The sequence below is a fragment of the Staphylococcus sp. AC872 genome (assembly GCF_979255425.1).
On the sequence record NZ_CEEDKW010000005.1, the window covers coordinates 24,816 to 42,991 of the forward strand.

Consider the following 18,176-nt stretch of genomic DNA (forward strand, 5'->3'; position numbering starts at 1 on the left):
AATGGTTTTTGAAGTAATATATTATTTTTCAGCGTGCAAGTTTTCAAATTTAAGAATAGGTTTTCTTGCTGCAGTCGTTTCATCTAATCTATCGATAATTGTAGTATGAGGTGCTTCAAGTACTTTATCTGGGTCTTCTTTCGCCTCATTAGCAATTTGAATTAACGTATCAGCAAAATGATCTAACGTTTCTTTAGATTCTGTTTCAGTAGGTTCAATCATCATTCCTTCCTCAACATTTAATGGGAAGTAAATTGTAGGTGGATGTACACCAAAGTCCAATAATCGTTTGGCCATATCTAAAGTTCTAACACCATATTGTTTTTGTTTAATTCCACTTAATACAAATTCATGTTTACAGTATTGTTTATATGGAATTTCAAAATGATCAGTTAATCTTGCTTTAAGATAATTAGCATTTAATACTGCCGCTTCAGAAACTTCTTTTAATCCTTGAGCACCCATTGTTCTAATATAAGTATAGGCTCTTAAATAGATTCCAAAGTTACCGTAAAATGGTTTTACTCGTCCAATTGAGTTTTTAATATCATTATCATATTTGAAATAGTCATTTTCTTTTATAACCATTGGCTTAGGTAAGTAACTAGCTAATTCCTTCACGACACCGACTGGTCCTGAACCAGGGCCGCCACCTCCATGAGGGCCTGTAAATGTTTTATGGAGATTTAAATGTACAGCATCGAATCCCATATCACCAGGACGTACTTTATCCATGATGGCATTTAGGTTAGCACCATCATAGTATAATAATCCTCCTGCTTCATGGACAATTTCTCTGATTTCCATAATATTCTTTTCAAAAATACCTAAAGTATTTGGATTTGTTAACATAATAGCTGCAGTGTTTTCATTAACAACACGTTTTAGGTCATCAATATCTACTTCGCCGCGTTCATTTGATTTAACCGTTACTGATTTAAAACCTGCAAATGATGCTGAAGCAGGGTTTGTTCCGTGAGCTGAGTCAGGTACAATAACTTCATCACGATGTCCTTCTCCATTATTTTGATGATACGCTTTAAAAATCATTAGTGCAGTCCATTCACCATGTGCACCAGCAGCTGGTTGAAGCGTCACTTCATCCATACCTGTTATTTCTTTAAGTTCTTCTTGTAAATTATAAATAATTTCAAGAGAACCTTGAATTTGATTTTCATCTTGTAATGGATGTGCTTCACTAAATCCAGGAATTCTAGCTACTTTTTCATTTACTTTAGGATTGTATTTCATAGTACAAGATCCTAAAGGATAGAATCCTGAGTCTACACCAAAGTTTTTATTAGATAATTCTGTATAGTGACGTACTAAATCTAATTCTGCTACTTCAGGAAATTCTGCTTTTTCTTTTCTAATAAATTTATCATCTAAAATAGATTCAAATGATTTATTGTTAATATCGCTTTGCGGTAAAGAATAGGCATATCTTCCTTCTTTAGATCTTTCAAAAATAAGTGGGCTTGATTTACTTACCATTAATTTCACCAGCTTTCTTAACAAATGTATCAATCTCATCTTTTGTTCTTAACTCAGTAACAGCTATTAACATATGATTTTCAAACTCATTAGAAACAACACTTAGGTCGAAGCCTCCAATAATCTCTTCTTCTGCTAATGCCTTATTAACTTCAGTGATTGATTTATTAAATTCAACAACGAATTCATTAAATGAAGTACCTTCTAATACATTGAACCCAGCTTCTTTAAATGCTTGCTTAGCATAATTTGCATGTTCAAAGTTCTGCACAGCAATATCATAAACACCTTGTTTACCTAATGCAGACATTGCGATTGACGAAGCTAATGCATTTAATGCTTGGTTAGAACAAATATTTGATGTCGCTTTATCACGACGGATATGTTGTTCACGAGCTTGTAAAGTGAGAACGAAACCTCTATTTCCTTCGTCATCTTGTGTTTGACCCACGAGTCTACCTGGTACTTTACGCATTAATTTTTTTGTAGTTGCAAAATAACCACAATGTGGTCCACCAAATTGTGCAGGGATACCAAATGGTTGTGTGTCACCAACAACAATATCAGCACCGAATGAACCTGGTGGTGTTAATAAACCTAATGCTAATGGATTTGCATACACGATAAATAATGCTTTTTTACCTTCAATAAAGCTTTGAATTTTTTCAAGATCTTCTATTGAACCAAAGAAGTTAGGATATTGAACGGCAACTGCTGCAGTATTATCATCTACAGCTTGTTCTAATTTTTCTAAATCAGTAATCGTACCATCTAAATCAATTTCTACAACTTCGAATTCTTCACGAGTTTTAGCGTATGTGTTTAAAACTTGTAAAGCTTGGTAATGTAGTCCTTTTGAAACGACAATTTTATTTTTCTTAGTATGGCTGTATGCTAAAATACATGCTTCTGCAAAACTAGTCATACCATCATACATTGATGAATTTGCTACATCCATATTAGTTAATTCACAAATTAATGTTTGGAATTCAAAAATTGCTTGCAATTCTCCTTGAGAAATCTCAGGTTGATATGGTGTATAAGCAGTATAGAATTCAGATCTAGAAATCATTGCATCTACAACTGATGGTGCATAATGATCATAAACACCTGCGCCAAGGAAAGAAGTATGTGTTTCTTTAGTAATATTTTTACTTGCAACTTTGTTTAGTCGTTTAAGTAAAGTAGTTTCTGCTTCTCCACTGGCGATACCTAAATCTCTATTTAATAAAATGTCAGAAGGCACATCTCCAAATAATTCATTAATAGATTTCGCACCAATAGTGTCTAACATGTCTTGCTTATCTTGATCAGTTAATGGAATATAACGATGACTCAACTTGTCCACCCCTTTGTTCTATTTTTCGATTTGATTTTTCTTAACGATTTTAGCTTTTACCTGTCTTTTTCTTACTTGTACTAATAACTCTCGACCCATTTCAAATGCATCTCTATTAATAATAGCTAATGCAATTGATTTATCAGACGAAGGAGATTTTGTTCCTGAAGTGACTTCTCCAATTTGATTACCATCTATGTCTAATACTTCATAGCCAGTTCTAGCGATACCTTTATCTAAAAGTTCTAAACCAACTGTTCTTCTAGATGATCCATTTTCTTTTTGATCTTTTAAAACAGATTTACCAATAAAGTCATCATCAATTAATGGTTTAGCAGCAAATGCGATACCACCTTCATATGGTGTTATAGATTCTGTTAAATCTTGACCATGTAATGGAAGTCCTGCTTCTAATCTAAGAGTATCTCTGGCTCCTAGACCACATGGTGTTACATCATATTCAAGTAAACCTTCCCAGATTGCTACTGTATCATTGGCATCACAATATATCTCGAAGCCATCTTCACCAGTATAGCCAGATTGTGAAAGAATTACATTTTTATTGAATAATTGAACATCTTTTTTAAATTCAAACATTCCCATTTCAGAAATATCTATATCTACTAATTTTTGCATTAAGTCTCTAGCTTTAGGACCTTGAAGTGCTAATTGGCCATATTGTTCAGATACATTTTTAACTTCAACTTCAAAAGATTTAACATGTTTTTCAATCCATTTAAAGTCTTTATCAGTATTGGCAGCATTAACCACTAATAAATAGTCATCATCTGCTAGTTTATATGTAACCAAGTCGTCAATAATGCCACCTTCTTCATTACATAATGCAGTATATAGTGCTTTAGAATCTGTTAGATTATTAGTGTCATTGGATAAAATATATTGTACAAAAGATTTCGCATCATTACCTTGAATTTCAATTTCTCCCATATGACTTACATCGAAAAGTCCGATTTCATATCTAACAGCGTTGTGTTCTTCCTTAATACTTGAGAATTGAACAGGCATTGCCCATCCACCAAATTCTACTATTTTAGCACCACTGTCTACGTAATTTTGATATAATGGCGTCTTTTTTAACTCACTTGTCATTTGAAAACCCCCTATATTTATTTAAAAACAGGATAGCAAAACTTGCTACCCTGTTTAAATATTTTTTCCAGGAACGCGTTACAGTATTATCCTTTTGCCTGAGAGTTTCGTAATAAAATTACTTGCACCTTCGGCGATAAAAAGTTATCTTTTTATGCTCTCTAATACTGATCAATCGCTACTTAATAAAGTTGTTATTTCTTGATAAATTTCAGATACATTTTGATTACTATTCACTTTCATGAATGCGATTTCATTATATCTTGAAATCCTTGATAAATACAAGTTTTTTAGTTGTTCTAGGGACTTATTATTCGCATTAGGACGATGGGGATCATTCACTATTCTATTAAAGACAATCTTAATATCACAATCTAACCATATGACTTGCTTCTGTTTTTTTAAAAGATCTAATGAAGCATCATTTTCTATTATTCCACCACCAGTAGAAATGATATCAAATTGGTTGATACATTCATTCAAATATTTAAATTCTAATTTTCTAAAGTAAGATTCTCCCTTTTCATCAAATATTTCAGGAATAGTTATGCTTTCTCTTTGCTCGATATACTCATCTAGATCTACATAACTTAGATGTAATTGATTCATCAAATATTGACCTACTGTTGTTTTACCGGTTCCCATGAATCCTATTAGAATGATTGGTATTTCTAGATTTTTCAACAACATCAACCTCTATAAGCTTATTAACGATAACTTCTTTATATATTTTTTCTAAGTTATGTGTTGTCTTTAATTTTAAACTATATTGAGTAATATAAAAAGATATAACTGTTAAATATAAAGAAAAAATAATCATCAAGAATGGACTAATAAAGGCTTTTTGTTTATAAAAATAATGTTTTGTATTGATTATAATTCGGATTTCCTACTTTCAAAATTATTTTGATGATATTATCGTTCGACTTTATCATTTTTACCATACTGACTTGATTCAGCAATGTAATATTGCCTTTACCATTTATTTGTTTATATATTTTATTGTTTTTGAAAATATATTCTGCATTCTTTTCTTTATTGATTAAGTGTAAAGTATGCTTATCTTTAATAATTGGTTTAAGTGCATCCTTTTTTTGTTCTTTTAACAAATCGCTATGAAATAATTCAAATTCTATTGAACTATTTTCTAAAGCAATTTGTTTATATTGACTAATAATTTTGATAGTCAATGGTACTGTACTTAGTAGGACTATAGTTATCAATAATGAAAAAATCATTTCAATAAATGTAAAACTAGGTAGTTTATTTTTTAATACAATAGCGCTTTTGATTTTGGTTATTTGTGGTACAAATTTCCTTATTAGACAATTTAATTGTAAAATCATCTATTTTAACTCCTTGCTTCAAATGATCTAAATCAAATTTATTTAAGCTTACAATGGTTATTTTTTGCATCTCGATATTATCTAATTGATTTTGATAATTAATCATTAAATGATTGATCATTTCAATAAATGTTAAGGTGATTATGCTCATAATAAAAAATGCAAATAAGCTATCCAGCATGAAACTGCCCTTTATTTTATAGTTTGGTATACCTTATTCGTCCTTTCTCAATATGAAATATGACTTTGTATATTGAATGTTTCATTTTTATATTTAACGAACCAAAATGATTAACATTGCCATTTTTATCAAAGGTAATTAGATTTATTTTCGTTATCTTTATGATCTTCCCATCTTTTATTTTTATTTGATACTTTTTACCATGTTCTTCTTTAACATTTATATGAGAAGATTGATGATTAAACATTAAAGTGATTGATTGTTTTTCGCTAATTGCTTTTGATTTTATATAATTCAATTGAGTTATTAGTAGATTAATATTCATTTCATCATTAGACATTGATAATGTTAAAAGATTTTTACTGCTTAAAGTACACAACAATAGTATAGACAAAATGAATAATACCATTAATATTTCTATGTAATTATACGCTTTAATTTGCAATCGCTTCGCCATTACTTATTGAAATTGTTTCACCTGTTTTACAACTTTTTTGATTCTCTTTAATATATCCTTCTGTAATTAAATCCTGAATAGTATTTGGATTTCTATTATGTTTTAAAGTATACGCTTCAATTTGGCTATTTATCATTTTAACTTGTGCATCGCAGCCAGTTGATTGAATATGTGCCGTCTGTTTGGCGACATTAGGTATAATTAAAATAAGTAATAAACTTATGATTAATAATACTAAAAGCATTTCTATTAAGGTGAAAGCTTTAGTTTTAAGTGAGTATTTATGTTTTCTCATTATATGACACCTCTAATTAATTGATTGCAACATATCGAACATTGGTAGCATGATAGATAAATATAAAGTAACAATAAATATACCTAGCATTAGAAATATTATTGGTTGGATGAATTTGATATGTCGTTTCGCTAATATTTCAAATTGATGTACAAGTATTTGACTATATAGTGTTAATTCAATATCAAGCTTTCCGCTCTTTTCACCTTGTTCTATGAATTTGATCAAATCACTTTCGTAGCACTTAAATTGCTTTAAAATATTAGGAAGTTTTTCACCTTGATTGGACTGTTTTAAAATTATATCGCCTAAATATTGGTGGAATTGATTACTATTTGATTGCTGAAAGATTTCTACGATAAGTTGAAGATTAATTCCATTTCTATAAAAATGAGCAAGTTCATTAGATAATTGATATGTTTTAAAAATTTTATAGTAGCTTTTTATAATAGGTAGATTGCTCATTAAATGAATTTGTTTGATTGTAGGCATATTTCTATAACTAGTATGAATGAGGATAACAATAACTAAAATAATACAAGTGAGAAATAAAATGAAAAATGGAAGTCCAGATATAAATGAGGAAAGTACTAATTGGAGTGGTGATAATGCAATATTCATTGATTGATATAGTTCTTTGAATTGAGGTATTACAGTGAAATTTAAAAGCATTAAGATAAGGAAAAATATAATCATTAATACAACAGGGTATTGAATCGTTTTAATAACACTTTGTTTAACTTGAATTTGCTTTTTTAAAAAAAGTATTGATTCATGTAAAGTAGCCTCCAGATTTCCAAATCTTTCAGCTAGGTATATTTGAGTAATGATATCATTGGAAAAGTCTAAATATTGAAAGACTTCATAGCAATGTGCACCATTTTCTATCTTCGCCATAAGTTCCATTTGAGTTTTGTCGCCTTTATATTTAAAATGCAAGTTCAAAAATTTAAAGGATTCGTATAATGTGAATCCATTTGTTAGTAATTGATGTAATCGTTGCATCAAATCTAACTGTTCGACTTTGGTTAAACATTTTCGCTTAGATTGATTAAATATATTTATCAGCAATTGTTTCACATATAATTCCCTCTTTAGTCATATCATCTAGTTTTGAAGATAGTCGCTTAAAAGATCTAGGCATTGTTTGATTATGTTCAAAAAAGTAATTGATTTGATTTTTGAACATAAGTTCACAAACTAATTGGCGTCGTTGGCTTGAAGTGGTTATTAAACGTTGGTTAGATATTAAATTGATAGCTTGTGATAGTTCTTGAATCGTAATACCCATCTCTAATAATCTTAACAATGCCCCTTTGCAATCATTAGCATGTAATGTACTTAATACTAAATGGCCACTCAAGCTTGCTTGAAACACATATTTTGCTATTTCAGCGTCTCTGATTTCTCCAATCAAAATAACATCTGGATCGCACCGAAGTATGGCTTTAAATGAACTTGCATAAGTAATACCGGCTTTAGTATTCACTGAGATTTGAGTAATACCTTTTAAAATTTGTTCTACGGGGTCTTCGATAGATATGACATTGAGATTCAATTCTTTTTGCGCGTACATAACCATTTGATACATGAGTGTGCTTTTACCTGAACCAGTTGGTCCTGTAAAAAGCAATAATCCTTGTTTCTTATTCATTAAATGTTTAAAATCGTTAAATTCATAAGTTTCCTTTTTATTTTGAAAATATTGAGGCACTATTCTAATTACACAACTTTCACTACCGATTGATAAAGGGAGAGTTGAAATACGTAAGTAATAAACTGATCTTAATTTATATGTGTAACGACCACTTTGAGCGATTTGCTGCGTCGACACATCCAATCCTGCTTGAAATTTCATAAAAACAAGTAATTTACGATAAATTCCGATATCAAGAGTTTCATATGATGTTAAAGTATCATTCACTCTGAATTTTATATGAACATAATGTTCCATTGGAATAAAATGTACATCACTTGCTTTATAAACTATAGCTTTATTAATTATTTCTTGAAATAATATCTTCAAAGAAACACCTCCTACTTATATTTACGTAGGAGGTGTTAAATTTACTTTAACCATTTAAAAATGGATTCAATTGTTCATCGTCGACTGTGGTATATGGTCCATGTCCAGGGAATAATGGTAAATCGCCATCTAATTCAAATAATTTATCTTTAATAGAATCAACTAGGGTTTCATAATCACCTTTATATAAATCAGTTCTACCAATACCATTATTAAATAAAGTATCGCCTACGACTGCAAATTCATCAAATACAAATGATAAACTTCCAGGCGAGTGTCCAGGTGTATGCAATACATTAAATGTGAAATCCCCTATTTGTGCCTGACCTTCATCAAGTGCTTCAGGATTCGCCTGACTAATTACTTGTGGCATACCGTATTGTTTAAATTTTGATGCACCATTTTTTTCTGGATCGTTTAAGAAGTCAAATTCTTCTTTATGCATATATACTGGTACATTGTATTTATTTATAATATCGTCTAATGCCCCGATATGATCATAATGTGCATGAGTAAGTATTATTGCTTCTAAAGGTTTGTTAATTTGATTTAACTTTTTAACAATTTTATCTGTTTCACTAGATGGATCCACAAGTAATACTTTTTTATCATTTTCTATAAAGTACGTGTTGGTATCTACTAACCCTAAAGTTAAACTAGAGATTCTCATGATTTACTCCCCACCATTATCTAAATGTTTTTGTACAGATTTTAACTTATCATTCATTTTTCTAGATTTATCTCTGCGGTCGTCAATTCTGATGTTGGTACAAACTCTATCTAAACCTTTATCAAATGGTAATTCGTGAATTGCTTGTACTACTTCAAATAAATCTTTTAAATCACCTTCGATAAGCGTGTTCATAGGAGTCAATTGGTAATCTATTTTGCCCTGATCTTTATATTCTTTTAATTTTGTTTGAATCTCAGCAATGTACTTACTAACACTTGGACCCTCAGTACCTACTGGAATAACTACAACGTCAACAATTGCCATTATTTCACACCCTCTTTATCTAAAATGTATGTTTTAATTAAGCCAGCTGCGCCAGTTATACCTGCATCATTTCCTAACTCTGCTTGTACAATTTCAGTATCTTGTTGTGCAGGCGTAAATGTTAAGTTACGGTATTCAGTTTTAATATTTTCTACTAAGATTAGTCCTGCTGTAGACATGCCTCCACCTAATACAATGTATTTAGGATTGCTAGTTACACTTAAAATACTACATAAGTATGCAATATAATTAGCGACTTTTTCAGTAATGAAAATACAGAATTGGTCACCTTCTTTAGCTGCATCAAATACTGCTTTAGCTGTTACTTTATTATCTTTAATGAGTTGTAGGATTGATGATTTAAAAGTTAATTTAGGATAATAAAAATTAACCAAATTAACAACACCAGTAGCAGAGGCAACAGTTTCTATACAACCGGATTTACCACAATTACACTTGAATCGTTGATCAAAGTCAGCTCTAAAGTGACCTATTTCAGCACCAGAACCATTATGGCCATGTACCAATTCACCATTTGAAATAATGCCGCCACCAAGGCCTGTTCCTAAAGTGATGGTAACAACATCATCAGCGCCTTTACCTGCGCCTTTATGTTTTTCACCTAATGCTGCAACGTTCGCATCGTTATCAACATAGACTGGGCAATCTATGAAACTTTGATAAATTTCAGTAACGTTAACACTATCTTCCCAATGTAAATTGACAGCACCATTAACTACGCCAGTTTCAAAGTCTACCGGTCCAGGAACACCAATTCCCACTCCGATAACATTTGACATCTCATAACCTAGTTCAGCAACTTTTTCTTCAAATGATTCATGTATATTTTTTAAAAGTAATTTTCCTGTATGATCAGTTGTATCTGTATGGATTGACCATTTTTCAATACGGTCGAGATTAGTATTAAATATACCTAATTTACAAGTAGTCCCACCAATATCTGCAGCTAAAATAATTTTCGTCATTTATGTTCATTCCTTCTTTGGTTTATTATCATTATACATTTAAGATATTCATCTTTGGTTAATAACTCAAAATGGTATAAAGATTTGATTTCTTGTAACATCATTTCATACATATCTTGAGGATCTTTGAAATAGATGATATATCCATATTTTTTTAATAACTGTAAAACATCATAAAAATTATTAAGTTTACGAGTCACTTTTTTCACTCAACTCTTTTTCTAAATTTTTATATTGAGAATTTTTAGGGTTAGCTTTTACCGCTTTTTTTATATATTTTAAAGCTTTATCATTATCTTTTAATGAACGGTTGGCTATTGCCATTTCATAATTTAATGTAGCCGAATTGGGAAAATATCTTAACCCACGTTCCCAGTCTGCCATAGCTTCGGCTTTAGAACTTTTAGTAGCAGTGATCAATCCACTTAAATAATATGTTTGATCATCTGCATAATCTTTTTTAATAGATTGATTAACAATTTTTTTGGCTTCATCATAGTGTCCTGATAACATTTGATCTCGTATTAATTTGTCATAAATATTATCCTCTTTAATACTAAATATTCTAATTTGCATTGCCACAAAAAGCACTAATAAGACAATCAATAATATCCAAAATATATTACGGTTTACGTTAAAATAATAGCCAATTAAGGTGATTAGTAGTCCACCAATAAATCCTCCTAAATGAGCCATAACATTAATATTTGACATGAATAATGATAGACCAATTAAAATAACCAATGCAATTAATAATTGACCAATTACTCTTTTATCAAATGTTTTACTTAAATATAAAATGGCAAAAATTGAACCTATTAGTCCAAAGATTGCACCACTAGCACCAACGGAAATTGTAGTTGTATTAAAAGATAATGATACGAAGTTACCGAAAATGCCAGCAAATAAATAAATAGCCAACATCTTCCAGGATCCTAACACTGATTCTACAATTTTACCAAAAATGTAAAGTGATAACATATTCATCAAAATATGTTCAAAATTAAAGTGTAGAAACATTGATGTCACTAATCGATACCACTCACCATGAACAACATTAAAATGTACTAACCCACCTACATCAAGTAATTTTATATCAGAAAAGCGGTTGAAATAAAGTATCATACATAACCATAAGATAACATTCGATATAATTAATATATAAGTAACGGGTGAAAAACGTTGCATATGTTTATCTAAAATATTGTTCGATAGTACTTTATTTCTATATGAGATAGCTGTTTTTTTTGAATCATCACGTTTAAACAATTTAGTTAAGAAAACATTAGGCATCGCGCGTTCTAAATCTCTATCTTCATTTATAATTTTGAATTTCAATTTTAAAGGATATGTTCTGTCTAAAGCATCTGTTGTTATTGATTTGTCTGTAAAGTAATAAAATTGAATGGATGAAGGTTTGTATCCAACATTTGATTCAATTTTTTCTTTATTTTCAATTATTTTACTTTTATCAAAACGAATTTCTTGCGTGGTAGTAACATAATTTGAAAATATGACTATACTTTTTTTCTTTTTATTACTTAACCATATTTCTTGGTCATCTTTTTCCCTACTTATAACATCATAATTTAAATATCTAATCCAGTAATATATGGTTTTCCAAAATTGTTTTTTTATGTTCATTTTTGCCTCCATTTGCGGCTTTTATATATAATCAACTCATCTACAGGCTGATCGTGTTTATCCGGTTCAAAATCAATTAATTGAAAATCATATAATAAACTAATTGTTTTCGGATTAAAATTTGAAATAAAACGATCATAAAAACCGCCCCCATATCCTATCCTATATCCATCACTTTTAAATCCGACACCGGGGACGACAACTAAATCTAATTGATCTGTGGTTTGAGTATTTGAAATGGAATGATAAATCCCTTTTGCATCACGTTCTATTTCATTCAAATCTAATAATTGTTTAAAAGTCATCAATTTGGATTTGTAGTCTACTTCAGGAACAAATATTTTTTTATGATCTTTCAGTGATTGTTGAATAATTATATATGTATTAACTTCATGCGGTAAGGATAAAACTATACCAATTGATGTTGCCTCTTGATATGATTGAGAATTAAAAAATTGATTGGCTAACCAATCATCAGCAATATTTTTTTCAGTATTAGAATGTTTTTTCATTGTGGTTAAAATAGACGATCTTATATCTTTTTTATTCATTTTTTCACCTACTTTTACTATTCCATATTATAACGTTTATATAATTTTATGTCATTAAGTTGAATCGTATATTAGTGAATACCATTTCTATATTGAAGATATTGTTCAAAATTCTGTAGAATGATTGTCAAAATTTAACTAATGTTAAGCATTGCTTAAAAATAAAAGACGGAATCTAAATTTAGATTTCCGTCTTTTTGTATTGAATATTTGTTTAGTTAAATAAATTAATTATTTAGTTTCACGGTGTAAAGTTTGTTTATTATCACGTGCACAGTATTTTTTCATTTCAATACGTTCTGGGTTTGTTCTTTTGTTTTTTGTAGAGATGTAGTTTCTTTCACCACATTCTGTACAAGCTAATGTAACGTTAACGCGCATGATTATTCCTCCTTACCTTTTCTAAATACGACCTTTACATTATACCAATTAGTTTATTAAATGCAAAGTAAATTTTAAGAATCAATAGTAATACTTTTGAAAATAATACTAAATAGAATTAAATGAAACGACTAGTTTTCTGTACTATCACCATTTTTATCTTTATCTTTAAAGTAATAATTAATGACATCTCTTCCTAAATCTCCACCATTTAACCAAGGAGGCGGTACAGGTTGATTCGTATAAACTATTGAGAAAGCTAATTTTGGATCTTTAATTGGTGCATAACCAATGTATGTCGAATTTACTCTTGGTTCACCATCTTGGAATACCTCAGCTGTTCCTGTCTTACCTGCTGAAGGTACTACTGTATCTTTGAAACTAGCATATCCTGTTCCATCTTTTTCGTTAAATGCCATTTTAAAGCCATCTTTCACTTCATCAATTTCTTTTTGAGAATTATTAACTTTGTTTAATACATTTCCTTTTACTTTTCTTTTTACTGGACCTAATTCATCTTTATTTGTTGCATCGTGTATAGAAAGTCCAATATGTGGTTGAATTCTGTATCCATTATTAGCAATAGTTGAAACGTATTGTGACAATTGTAAAGGTGTATACGTATCATATTGACCAATAGACAAATCTAGATAATTACCTGGATTATTTGTTAATGGTTCAATTTGACCATTTGTTTCATTTGGTAAATCGATACCTGTTTTAACACCTAAACCAACTTGATTTAGCCCTTTACGAAGTTTTTGCCCTGCAATTGAGATATCATTAGGTAATGGCATGCCTGAATAATATGGATCTCCTGCTAATTTCAAGGCTGTTTTAAACATATAAACGTTAGATGAATGCATTAACGCTTCTTTATCATTAATAGTTACACGACCATCTTTATTAAAGTAAGAACGTTTTGTTAGTCCACCTTGGAATTTTAATGGTTCATCAACCATTTGTTCTCCAACTTTAATAGCCTTATTTTGATATCCGGCAAGTAATGTACCACCTTTAACAGAAGAACCTACAGCAAATTGTGCTGTAAAGTTTCCGATATCATAATCCGTTAATTTACCGTTTTTACTAATTTGTTTACCTGCCATAGCTAAGATATCCCCGTTTTTAGGGTCTTGGACAACAATCATTGCATTGTCCATGTCTTTAGCACCTTGACTACGTAGCTTTGCAATTTGTTTATCTAAAAGAGATTCTACTTTTTTCTGTAGGTCAATATCTATTGTTAACTGTAAATCATGTCCTCTTGAACCAGGATTAACGACTTCAGAATTGATGACTTTACCAGATTTATCAGTTGTATACTTCATTTGTTTCTTTTTACCACGAAGTACATCTTCGTATTGATATTCTAGGTATGATTTCCCTACTCGATCATTTCGTGAATAGCCTTTAGATAAATATTGCTCGGTTAGTTCTTTTGGTAAACCTTCTGTTGACGTAGATACATCACCAAAAATACCTCTTAGCGTATCTTTATAAGGATATTTTCTATCCCAATCCATAGATGTATTAACACCTGGCAATTTAGATAATTGTTGAGATACTGCTGCATATTCTTTTTCTGTAACATCTTCATTTTTAATTGTTTGAGGGTCCAATGTACTACCCGCATTCATTTCTCGATAAATAGCTAAAATTTGTAAATCTTTTTTGGATAATTCGCTTAATTGCTTTTTACCGATTTTCTTACGTTGTTGTTCATCATATTGTTCTTGAGAGATGCTTCCATCTTCTAACATAGACTGCTCTTTTTTCATTAAGTCTTTGGCTTTTTGGGGATGTAAAGTGACCCAAAAATCCTTTTTATCTCGATCAGTAATTTTGTCTGTATCCATCTTAATTAATGAAGATAACTTTTTAGCTGTTTCGAGCATCTCTTTTTGCGATGTCTTACGTCCTCTTGTATATATAATAGCCATCTTAGATGCATTGTCTACTAAGACCTTACCATTACGGTCTACAATGCGTCCTCTAGGTACAGATTCATTCACGGTAATATTCTCATCATTTTTAATTAACTGTTTATAATGTGAACCTTGTGCAATCTGTAAATAGCCAAGCCTTAATACCATAATTGCAAAAATAAACACAACTAAACCAAAGATAAAATTTATTCTTCGATTCATGGTGTTTCTTACTTTTTCATCATTTGATTTTTCCTTTAATCTTTTAAGCAAAACAACCTACCTCTATTCAAAGTATCTCTTTAAAATGATATATGAAAATCAGAAATTTTTCTATCATTTTGATAAAAAAAGAGTCTGGAAAACTATTAAAGTTCCAGACTCTAGTAAATACTGTTAAATTATTTAGCAGCGTTGTATAATTCGTCAACTTTTTCCCAGTTAACAACATTCCAGAAAGCACTGATATAATCTGGACGTTTGTTTTGATATTTAAGGTAATAAGCATGTTCCCAAACATCTAAGCCTAGGATAGGTGTTTTACCTTCAGTTAATGGGTTATCTTGGTTTGGAGTTGTAACGATTTCTAATTGACCATTATTAACAACTAACCAAGCCCAACCTGAACCAAAACGAGCTGCAGCTTTGTCAGCAAATTCTTTTTTGAATTCATCTAAAGAACCCCATTGTTCTTTAATTTTATCTACTACTTCACCTTTTTCTTCTGAATTAGGTGTTAATAATTCCCAGAATAATGAGTGGTTTAAGTGTCCGCCACCGTTATTTCTTACTGCAGTTTGAATATCAGAAGGAACACTATCTAAGTTAGCTACAATTTCTTCGATTGATTTAGCTTCTAAGTCAGTACCTTCTACAGCTGCATTTAATTTTGTTACATAAGTGTTGTGGTGTTTATCATGGTGAATCTCCATAGTTTCTTTATCGATGTGTGGTTCTAATGCGTCAAATGCATATGGTAATTTTGGTAATTCAAATGCCATAAATAATCATCCTCCTAAAATGTCTGTAATTTCATCATAACAAGCAGTCACAATTTCGACAATTAATGTGCTTACTTATGTGCTACTAATTATCGTTACAGTCATTATATATCTCAAAATGGCTTATTTTAAACATTAAAACATAATAAAAAATGCATATTAATCGATTTCATACTAATGGAGTATGCATATTGAGAATATTTGTGTACTTTCACAATAAATAAGATGGAATCAGTTAGACTAATTACTAAAGCCTATTGATGATTCCATCTTAATATTAAAGTATCGTTTAATTATTTAGCTACCTTTTGACATTTTTCACAAACACCATAAACTTCAAGTTTATGTGTATGAATATCGACATTTGGTAAATATTGTTTGACTTGATCAATTGGACAAAAATCGATCACCTTTGTGTCACCACATTTTTCACAGATGAAGTGATGATGGTGATGATTCGTACAAGCAATTCTAAATTTCATTTCGCCATCTAATTCAGTACTTTCAATAATGGCTAAATCTTTAAATAAATGAAGATTTCGATAAATAGTATCAAATGAAATACCTGGATAATCTTTATCCATCACTTGTTGAATATATTTAGCATTAATATATTTATCTTCCTTAACAAAAATATTAAGCATATAATTACGTTTATCTGTATACTTCAAACCGTTATCTTTTAAAATTTTTATTGCATCACTAGTATTCATATTTTCGATCTCCCTTTTGTGACTTTGTTTTTAATTTTTGATAAGTCATCGTTATCATTAGCATAATGACTAATAGTACTACAATCACGCCACCAGGTGAAATATTGATATAAAAAGCTACAATAAGTCCTAATATAACTGAAAGTTCACCAATAATAATACTTAACACAATTAATTGTTTAAATCCTTTCGTCCAACGCATAGCAATTGCTACAGGTAATGTGATTAACGCACTAACTAATAATATTCCAACTACTCTCATGGATGCAGAAATAACCATTGCCACTACGACAATAAATAAAAACTGAATCCATTTTGGAATACCAATCACTTTACTATATTCTTCGTCGAAAGATAATATAAACAGTTCTTTGTAAAATAATGTAATAAATAATAATACTAATATAGTAATGAAAATGATAGTTGTTAAATCACTTAGGTTTACTGCACTGATAGAACCAAATAACAAGCCAACAATTTCCTGATTAAATCCATCTGCCAATGAAATAAAAATAGCACTTAATGCGATACCCGCACTCATAATAATCGGAATTGCGATTTCTTGATAATTTGTATAAGATGTACGTAATTTTTCTATTAATAATGCACCAATAATAGCAAATAATATACCAAACCACATTGGGTTAATTAAAGTTAGTGCAGGTATAACAGTAATCACAAACATCCCAAATGATATTCCACCTAATGTAACATGGCTCAATGCATCAGCAATAAGTGAAAGCCTTCGTACTACTATAAAAGCACCAATTAAAGGTGCAATAAAACCTATTAAGATACCACTAATTAAGGAGTATCTCATAAAATCAAAATTTAATAATGCATCTATCATGAGTTACACTCCTCAAAAATATTTCTAATTAGATATATAAACATTAATAATAATATTAGTTACAACATTCTCTATTGTGTTGATGATCAACGAATTGAATAGGATGACCATATATTTTAGAAATTTCAACTTCGTCAAGAGATTTAAAATCTTCTGTAGTACCATGAAAATGTAAATGTTTGTTTAAACATGCAACTTCTGTAGCTGTATCAGCAACTACACCAATATCATGTGTAACTAAAATAATAGTTATGCCTTCTTTTTTTAAGCGATCTAGAGTTTCATAAAACTCATTGACGTGTTTAGCATCAATTCCATTAGTTGGTTCATCTAAAACCAATACACTCGGGTTAGAAATTAAAGCACGAGCAATGAGAACACGTTGCTGTTGACCACCTGAAAGCTCCGCAATATTTTTATGAATTAAATGTGAAATATTTAATCGTTCTAAAACATGTTCAACTTGTTTCACATCATTTTGATTAAAACGTTGGAAGAGTTTTTTCGTCTTAGTTAGTCCGCTAAGAACTACTTCTTTAACACTTGCTGGGAAACCGGCAGTAAATGAAGAGGCCTTTTGAGAAACATAACTTATTTTCAAGGAAGATTTATTATTTTTTATTGGATGACCATCAATAAAAATTTCTCCAGATTGTAAAGGTAATAATCCTAAAATGATTTTTAAAAGAGTCGATTTTCCAGCACCATTAGGACCTACTATTGCTAAAAATTCCCCTTTATTAATTTTAATATTTATATTTTCGAGTACTTGCTTATGATCAAAATAATAATCAATGTTTTTGAGTTCAAATACTGGTGTTGTCATTTTTTCACCTCATTTTATACTATACATCTTGATATACGTAATGTAAATAGT

General features: G+C 30.1%; 21 protein-coding genes and 1 riboswitch. All 21 genes read right to left on the reverse strand.

Translation table 11 applies throughout. The features are described from left to right. Positions 1 to 21 precede the first annotated feature (21 nt). Positions 22 to 1,494 carry an aminomethyl-transferring glycine dehydrogenase subunit GcvPB gene (gene gcvPB / locus ACZ267_RS08840; protein ID WP_002465783.1) on the reverse strand — a complete coding sequence of 491 codons (1,473 nt, stop codon included), beginning with the start codon at positions 1,492 to 1,494 and terminating at the stop codon, positions 22 to 24. Continuing rightward, positions 1,484 to 2,833: an aminomethyl-transferring glycine dehydrogenase subunit GcvPA gene (gene gcvPA, locus ACZ267_RS08845; protein WP_015364973.1), complete on the reverse strand. Its 1,350-nt coding sequence runs from the start codon at positions 2,831 to 2,833 to the stop codon at positions 1,484 to 1,486. The genes gcvPB and gcvPA overlap by 11 nt, the downstream gene beginning before the upstream one ends. Positions 2,834 to 2,851: 18 nt before the next feature. Continuing rightward, complete coding sequence (gene gcvT / locus ACZ267_RS08850; protein ID WP_002465750.1) at positions 2,852 to 3,943, reverse strand: glycine cleavage system aminomethyltransferase GcvT; 1,092 nt, start codon at positions 3,941 to 3,943, stop codon at positions 2,852 to 2,854. A 76-nt stretch (positions 3,944 to 4,019) separates the two neighbouring features. After that, positions 4,020 to 4,118: riboswitch (glycine riboswitch) on the reverse strand. Further along, on the reverse strand, positions 4,115 to 4,633 hold the full coding sequence (locus ACZ267_RS08855; RefSeq protein WP_037539765.1) for a shikimate kinase: 519 nt from the start codon (positions 4,631 to 4,633) through the stop codon (positions 4,115 to 4,117). (Overlaps the previous riboswitch by 4 nt.) A gap of 158 nt (positions 4,634 to 4,791) precedes the next feature. Next, complete coding sequence (locus ACZ267_RS08860) at positions 4,792 to 5,289, reverse strand: competence type IV pilus minor pilin ComGF (RefSeq protein ID WP_002465737.1); 498 nt, start codon at positions 5,287 to 5,289, stop codon at positions 4,792 to 4,794. 197 nt (positions 5,290 to 5,486) lie between these two features. After that, on the reverse strand, positions 5,487 to 5,927 hold the full coding sequence (gene comGD / locus ACZ267_RS08865; RefSeq protein ID WP_015364970.1) for a competence type IV pilus minor pilin ComGD: 441 nt from the start codon (positions 5,925 to 5,927) through the stop codon (positions 5,487 to 5,489). Beyond that, entirely contained in the window at positions 5,905 to 6,222 is a 318-nt protein-coding gene (comGC, locus tag ACZ267_RS08870) for a competence type IV pilus major pilin ComGC (protein ID WP_002465742.1), read from the reverse strand. Before comGC ends, comGD begins: the two co-directional genes overlap by 23 nt. Positions 6,223 to 6,234: 12 nt before the next feature. Next, a complete protein-coding gene (comGB, locus tag ACZ267_RS08875) occupies positions 6,235 to 7,302 on the reverse strand; it encodes a competence type IV pilus assembly protein ComGB (protein WP_002465743.1) in 1,068 nt (355 codons plus the stop codon). After that, positions 7,274 to 8,248: a competence type IV pilus ATPase ComGA gene (gene comGA, locus ACZ267_RS08880; RefSeq protein WP_002465784.1), complete on the reverse strand. Its 975-nt coding sequence runs from the start codon at positions 8,246 to 8,248 to the stop codon at positions 7,274 to 7,276. Before comGA ends, comGB begins: the two co-directional genes overlap by 29 nt. A 46-nt stretch (positions 8,249 to 8,294) precedes the next feature. Further along, positions 8,295 to 8,918 carry an MBL fold metallo-hydrolase gene (locus ACZ267_RS08885; RefSeq protein WP_002465751.1) on the reverse strand — a complete coding sequence of 208 codons (624 nt, stop codon included), beginning with the start codon at positions 8,916 to 8,918 and terminating at the stop codon, positions 8,295 to 8,297. Between the two features lie 3 nt (positions 8,919 to 8,921). Then, positions 8,922 to 9,245 (reverse strand): MTH1187 family thiamine-binding protein, encoded by a 324-nt coding sequence (locus ACZ267_RS08890; RefSeq protein WP_015364969.1) that lies wholly within the window; start codon positions 9,243 to 9,245, stop codon positions 8,922 to 8,924. After that, positions 9,245 to 10,231, reverse strand: a complete 987-nt coding sequence (locus tag ACZ267_RS08895) for an ROK family glucokinase (protein ID WP_002465775.1) — start codon at positions 10,229 to 10,231, stop codon at positions 9,245 to 9,247. The genes ACZ267_RS08890 and ACZ267_RS08895 overlap by 1 nt, the downstream gene beginning before the upstream one ends. Continuing rightward, positions 10,228 to 10,431 (reverse strand): YqgQ family protein, encoded by a 204-nt coding sequence (locus ACZ267_RS08900; RefSeq protein ID WP_002451885.1) that lies wholly within the window; start codon positions 10,429 to 10,431, stop codon positions 10,228 to 10,230. The genes ACZ267_RS08895 and ACZ267_RS08900 overlap by 4 nt, the downstream gene beginning before the upstream one ends. Beyond that, positions 10,421 to 11,875: a rhomboid family protein gene (locus ACZ267_RS08905; protein WP_047210840.1), complete on the reverse strand. Its 1,455-nt coding sequence runs from the start codon at positions 11,873 to 11,875 to the stop codon at positions 10,421 to 10,423. The genes ACZ267_RS08900 and ACZ267_RS08905 overlap by 11 nt, the downstream gene beginning before the upstream one ends. Then, on the reverse strand, positions 11,872 to 12,426 hold the full coding sequence (locus ACZ267_RS08910) for a 5-formyltetrahydrofolate cyclo-ligase (RefSeq protein ID WP_015364967.1): 555 nt from the start codon (positions 12,424 to 12,426) through the stop codon (positions 11,872 to 11,874). Before ACZ267_RS08910 ends, ACZ267_RS08905 begins: the two co-directional genes overlap by 4 nt. 231 nt (positions 12,427 to 12,657) lie before the next feature. Beyond that, entirely contained in the window at positions 12,658 to 12,807 is a 150-nt protein-coding gene (gene rpmG / locus ACZ267_RS08915) for a 50S ribosomal protein L33 (protein WP_002451882.1), read from the reverse strand. Between the two features lie 131 nt (positions 12,808 to 12,938). Then, positions 12,939 to 15,008, reverse strand: a complete 2,070-nt coding sequence (locus tag ACZ267_RS08920; protein WP_047210842.1) for a peptidoglycan D,D-transpeptidase FtsI family protein — start codon at positions 15,006 to 15,008, stop codon at positions 12,939 to 12,941. 128 nt (positions 15,009 to 15,136) lie between these two features. Beyond that, positions 15,137 to 15,736: a superoxide dismutase gene (locus tag ACZ267_RS08925; protein ID WP_002451880.1), complete on the reverse strand. Its 600-nt coding sequence runs from the start codon at positions 15,734 to 15,736 to the stop codon at positions 15,137 to 15,139. 293 nt (positions 15,737 to 16,029) lie between these two features. Further along, positions 16,030 to 16,449: a Fur family transcriptional regulator gene (locus ACZ267_RS08930; protein ID WP_002465728.1), complete on the reverse strand. Its 420-nt coding sequence runs from the start codon at positions 16,447 to 16,449 to the stop codon at positions 16,030 to 16,032. Then, entirely contained in the window at positions 16,439 to 17,299 is an 861-nt protein-coding gene (locus ACZ267_RS08935; protein ID WP_002465718.1) for a metal ABC transporter permease, read from the reverse strand. Before ACZ267_RS08935 ends, ACZ267_RS08930 begins: the two co-directional genes overlap by 11 nt. 55 nt (positions 17,300 to 17,354) lie before the next feature. Next, positions 17,355 to 18,125 carry a metal ABC transporter ATP-binding protein gene (locus ACZ267_RS08940; protein ID WP_002465755.1) on the reverse strand — a complete coding sequence of 257 codons (771 nt, stop codon included), beginning with the start codon at positions 18,123 to 18,125 and terminating at the stop codon, positions 17,355 to 17,357. Positions 18,126 to 18,176: the final 51 nt, after the last annotated feature.

What these genes read in the sequence shown, in the direction of transcription:
- ACZ267_RS08935 (WP_002465718.1), bottom strand. Translation starts at nt 17,299, where the DNA reads ATGATAGATGCATTATTAAATTTTGATTTTATGAGATACTCCTTAATT.
- ACZ267_RS08910 (WP_015364967.1), bottom strand. Translation starts at nt 12,426, where the DNA reads ATGAATAAAAAAGATATAAGATCGTCTATTTTAACCACAATGAAAAAA.
- ACZ267_RS08860 (WP_002465737.1), bottom strand. Translation starts at nt 5,289, where the DNA reads ATGATTTTACAATTAAATTGTCTAATAAGGAAATTTGTACCACAAATA.
- ACZ267_RS08885 (WP_002465751.1), bottom strand. Translation starts at nt 8,918, where the DNA reads ATGAGAATCTCTAGTTTAACTTTAGGGTTAGTAGATACCAACACGTAC.
- ACZ267_RS08905 (WP_047210840.1), bottom strand. Translation starts at nt 11,875, where the DNA reads ATGAACATAAAAAAACAATTTTGGAAAACCATATATTACTGGATTAGA.
- gcvPB (WP_002465783.1), bottom strand. Translation starts at nt 1,494, where the DNA reads ATGGTAAGTAAATCAAGCCCACTTATTTTTGAAAGATCTAAAGAAGGA.
- gcvT (WP_002465750.1), bottom strand. Translation starts at nt 3,943, where the DNA reads ATGACAAGTGAGTTAAAAAAGACGCCATTATATCAAAATTACGTAGAC.
- ACZ267_RS08930 (WP_002465728.1), bottom strand. Translation starts at nt 16,449, where the DNA reads ATGAATACTAGTGATGCAATAAAAATTTTAAAAGATAACGGTTTGAAG.
- comGC (WP_002465742.1), bottom strand. Translation starts at nt 6,222, where the DNA reads ATGAGAAAACATAAATACTCACTTAAAACTAAAGCTTTCACCTTAATA.
- ACZ267_RS08925 (WP_002451880.1), bottom strand. Translation starts at nt 15,736, where the DNA reads ATGGCATTTGAATTACCAAAATTACCATATGCATTTGACGCATTAGAA.
- rpmG (WP_002451882.1), bottom strand. Translation starts at nt 12,807, where the DNA reads ATGCGCGTTAACGTTACATTAGCTTGTACAGAATGTGGTGAAAGAAAC.
- ACZ267_RS08855 (WP_037539765.1), bottom strand. Translation starts at nt 4,633, where the DNA reads ATGTTGTTGAAAAATCTAGAAATACCAATCATTCTAATAGGATTCATG.
- ACZ267_RS08940 (WP_002465755.1), bottom strand. Translation starts at nt 18,125, where the DNA reads ATGACAACACCAGTATTTGAACTCAAAAACATTGATTATTATTTTGAT.
- ACZ267_RS08895 (WP_002465775.1), bottom strand. Translation starts at nt 10,231, where the DNA reads ATGACGAAAATTATTTTAGCTGCAGATATTGGTGGGACTACTTGTAAA.
- ACZ267_RS08890 (WP_015364969.1), bottom strand. Translation starts at nt 9,245, where the DNA reads ATGGCAATTGTTGACGTTGTAGTTATTCCAGTAGGTACTGAGGGTCCA.
- comGD (WP_015364970.1), bottom strand. Translation starts at nt 5,927, where the DNA reads ATGGCGAAGCGATTGCAAATTAAAGCGTATAATTACATAGAAATATTA.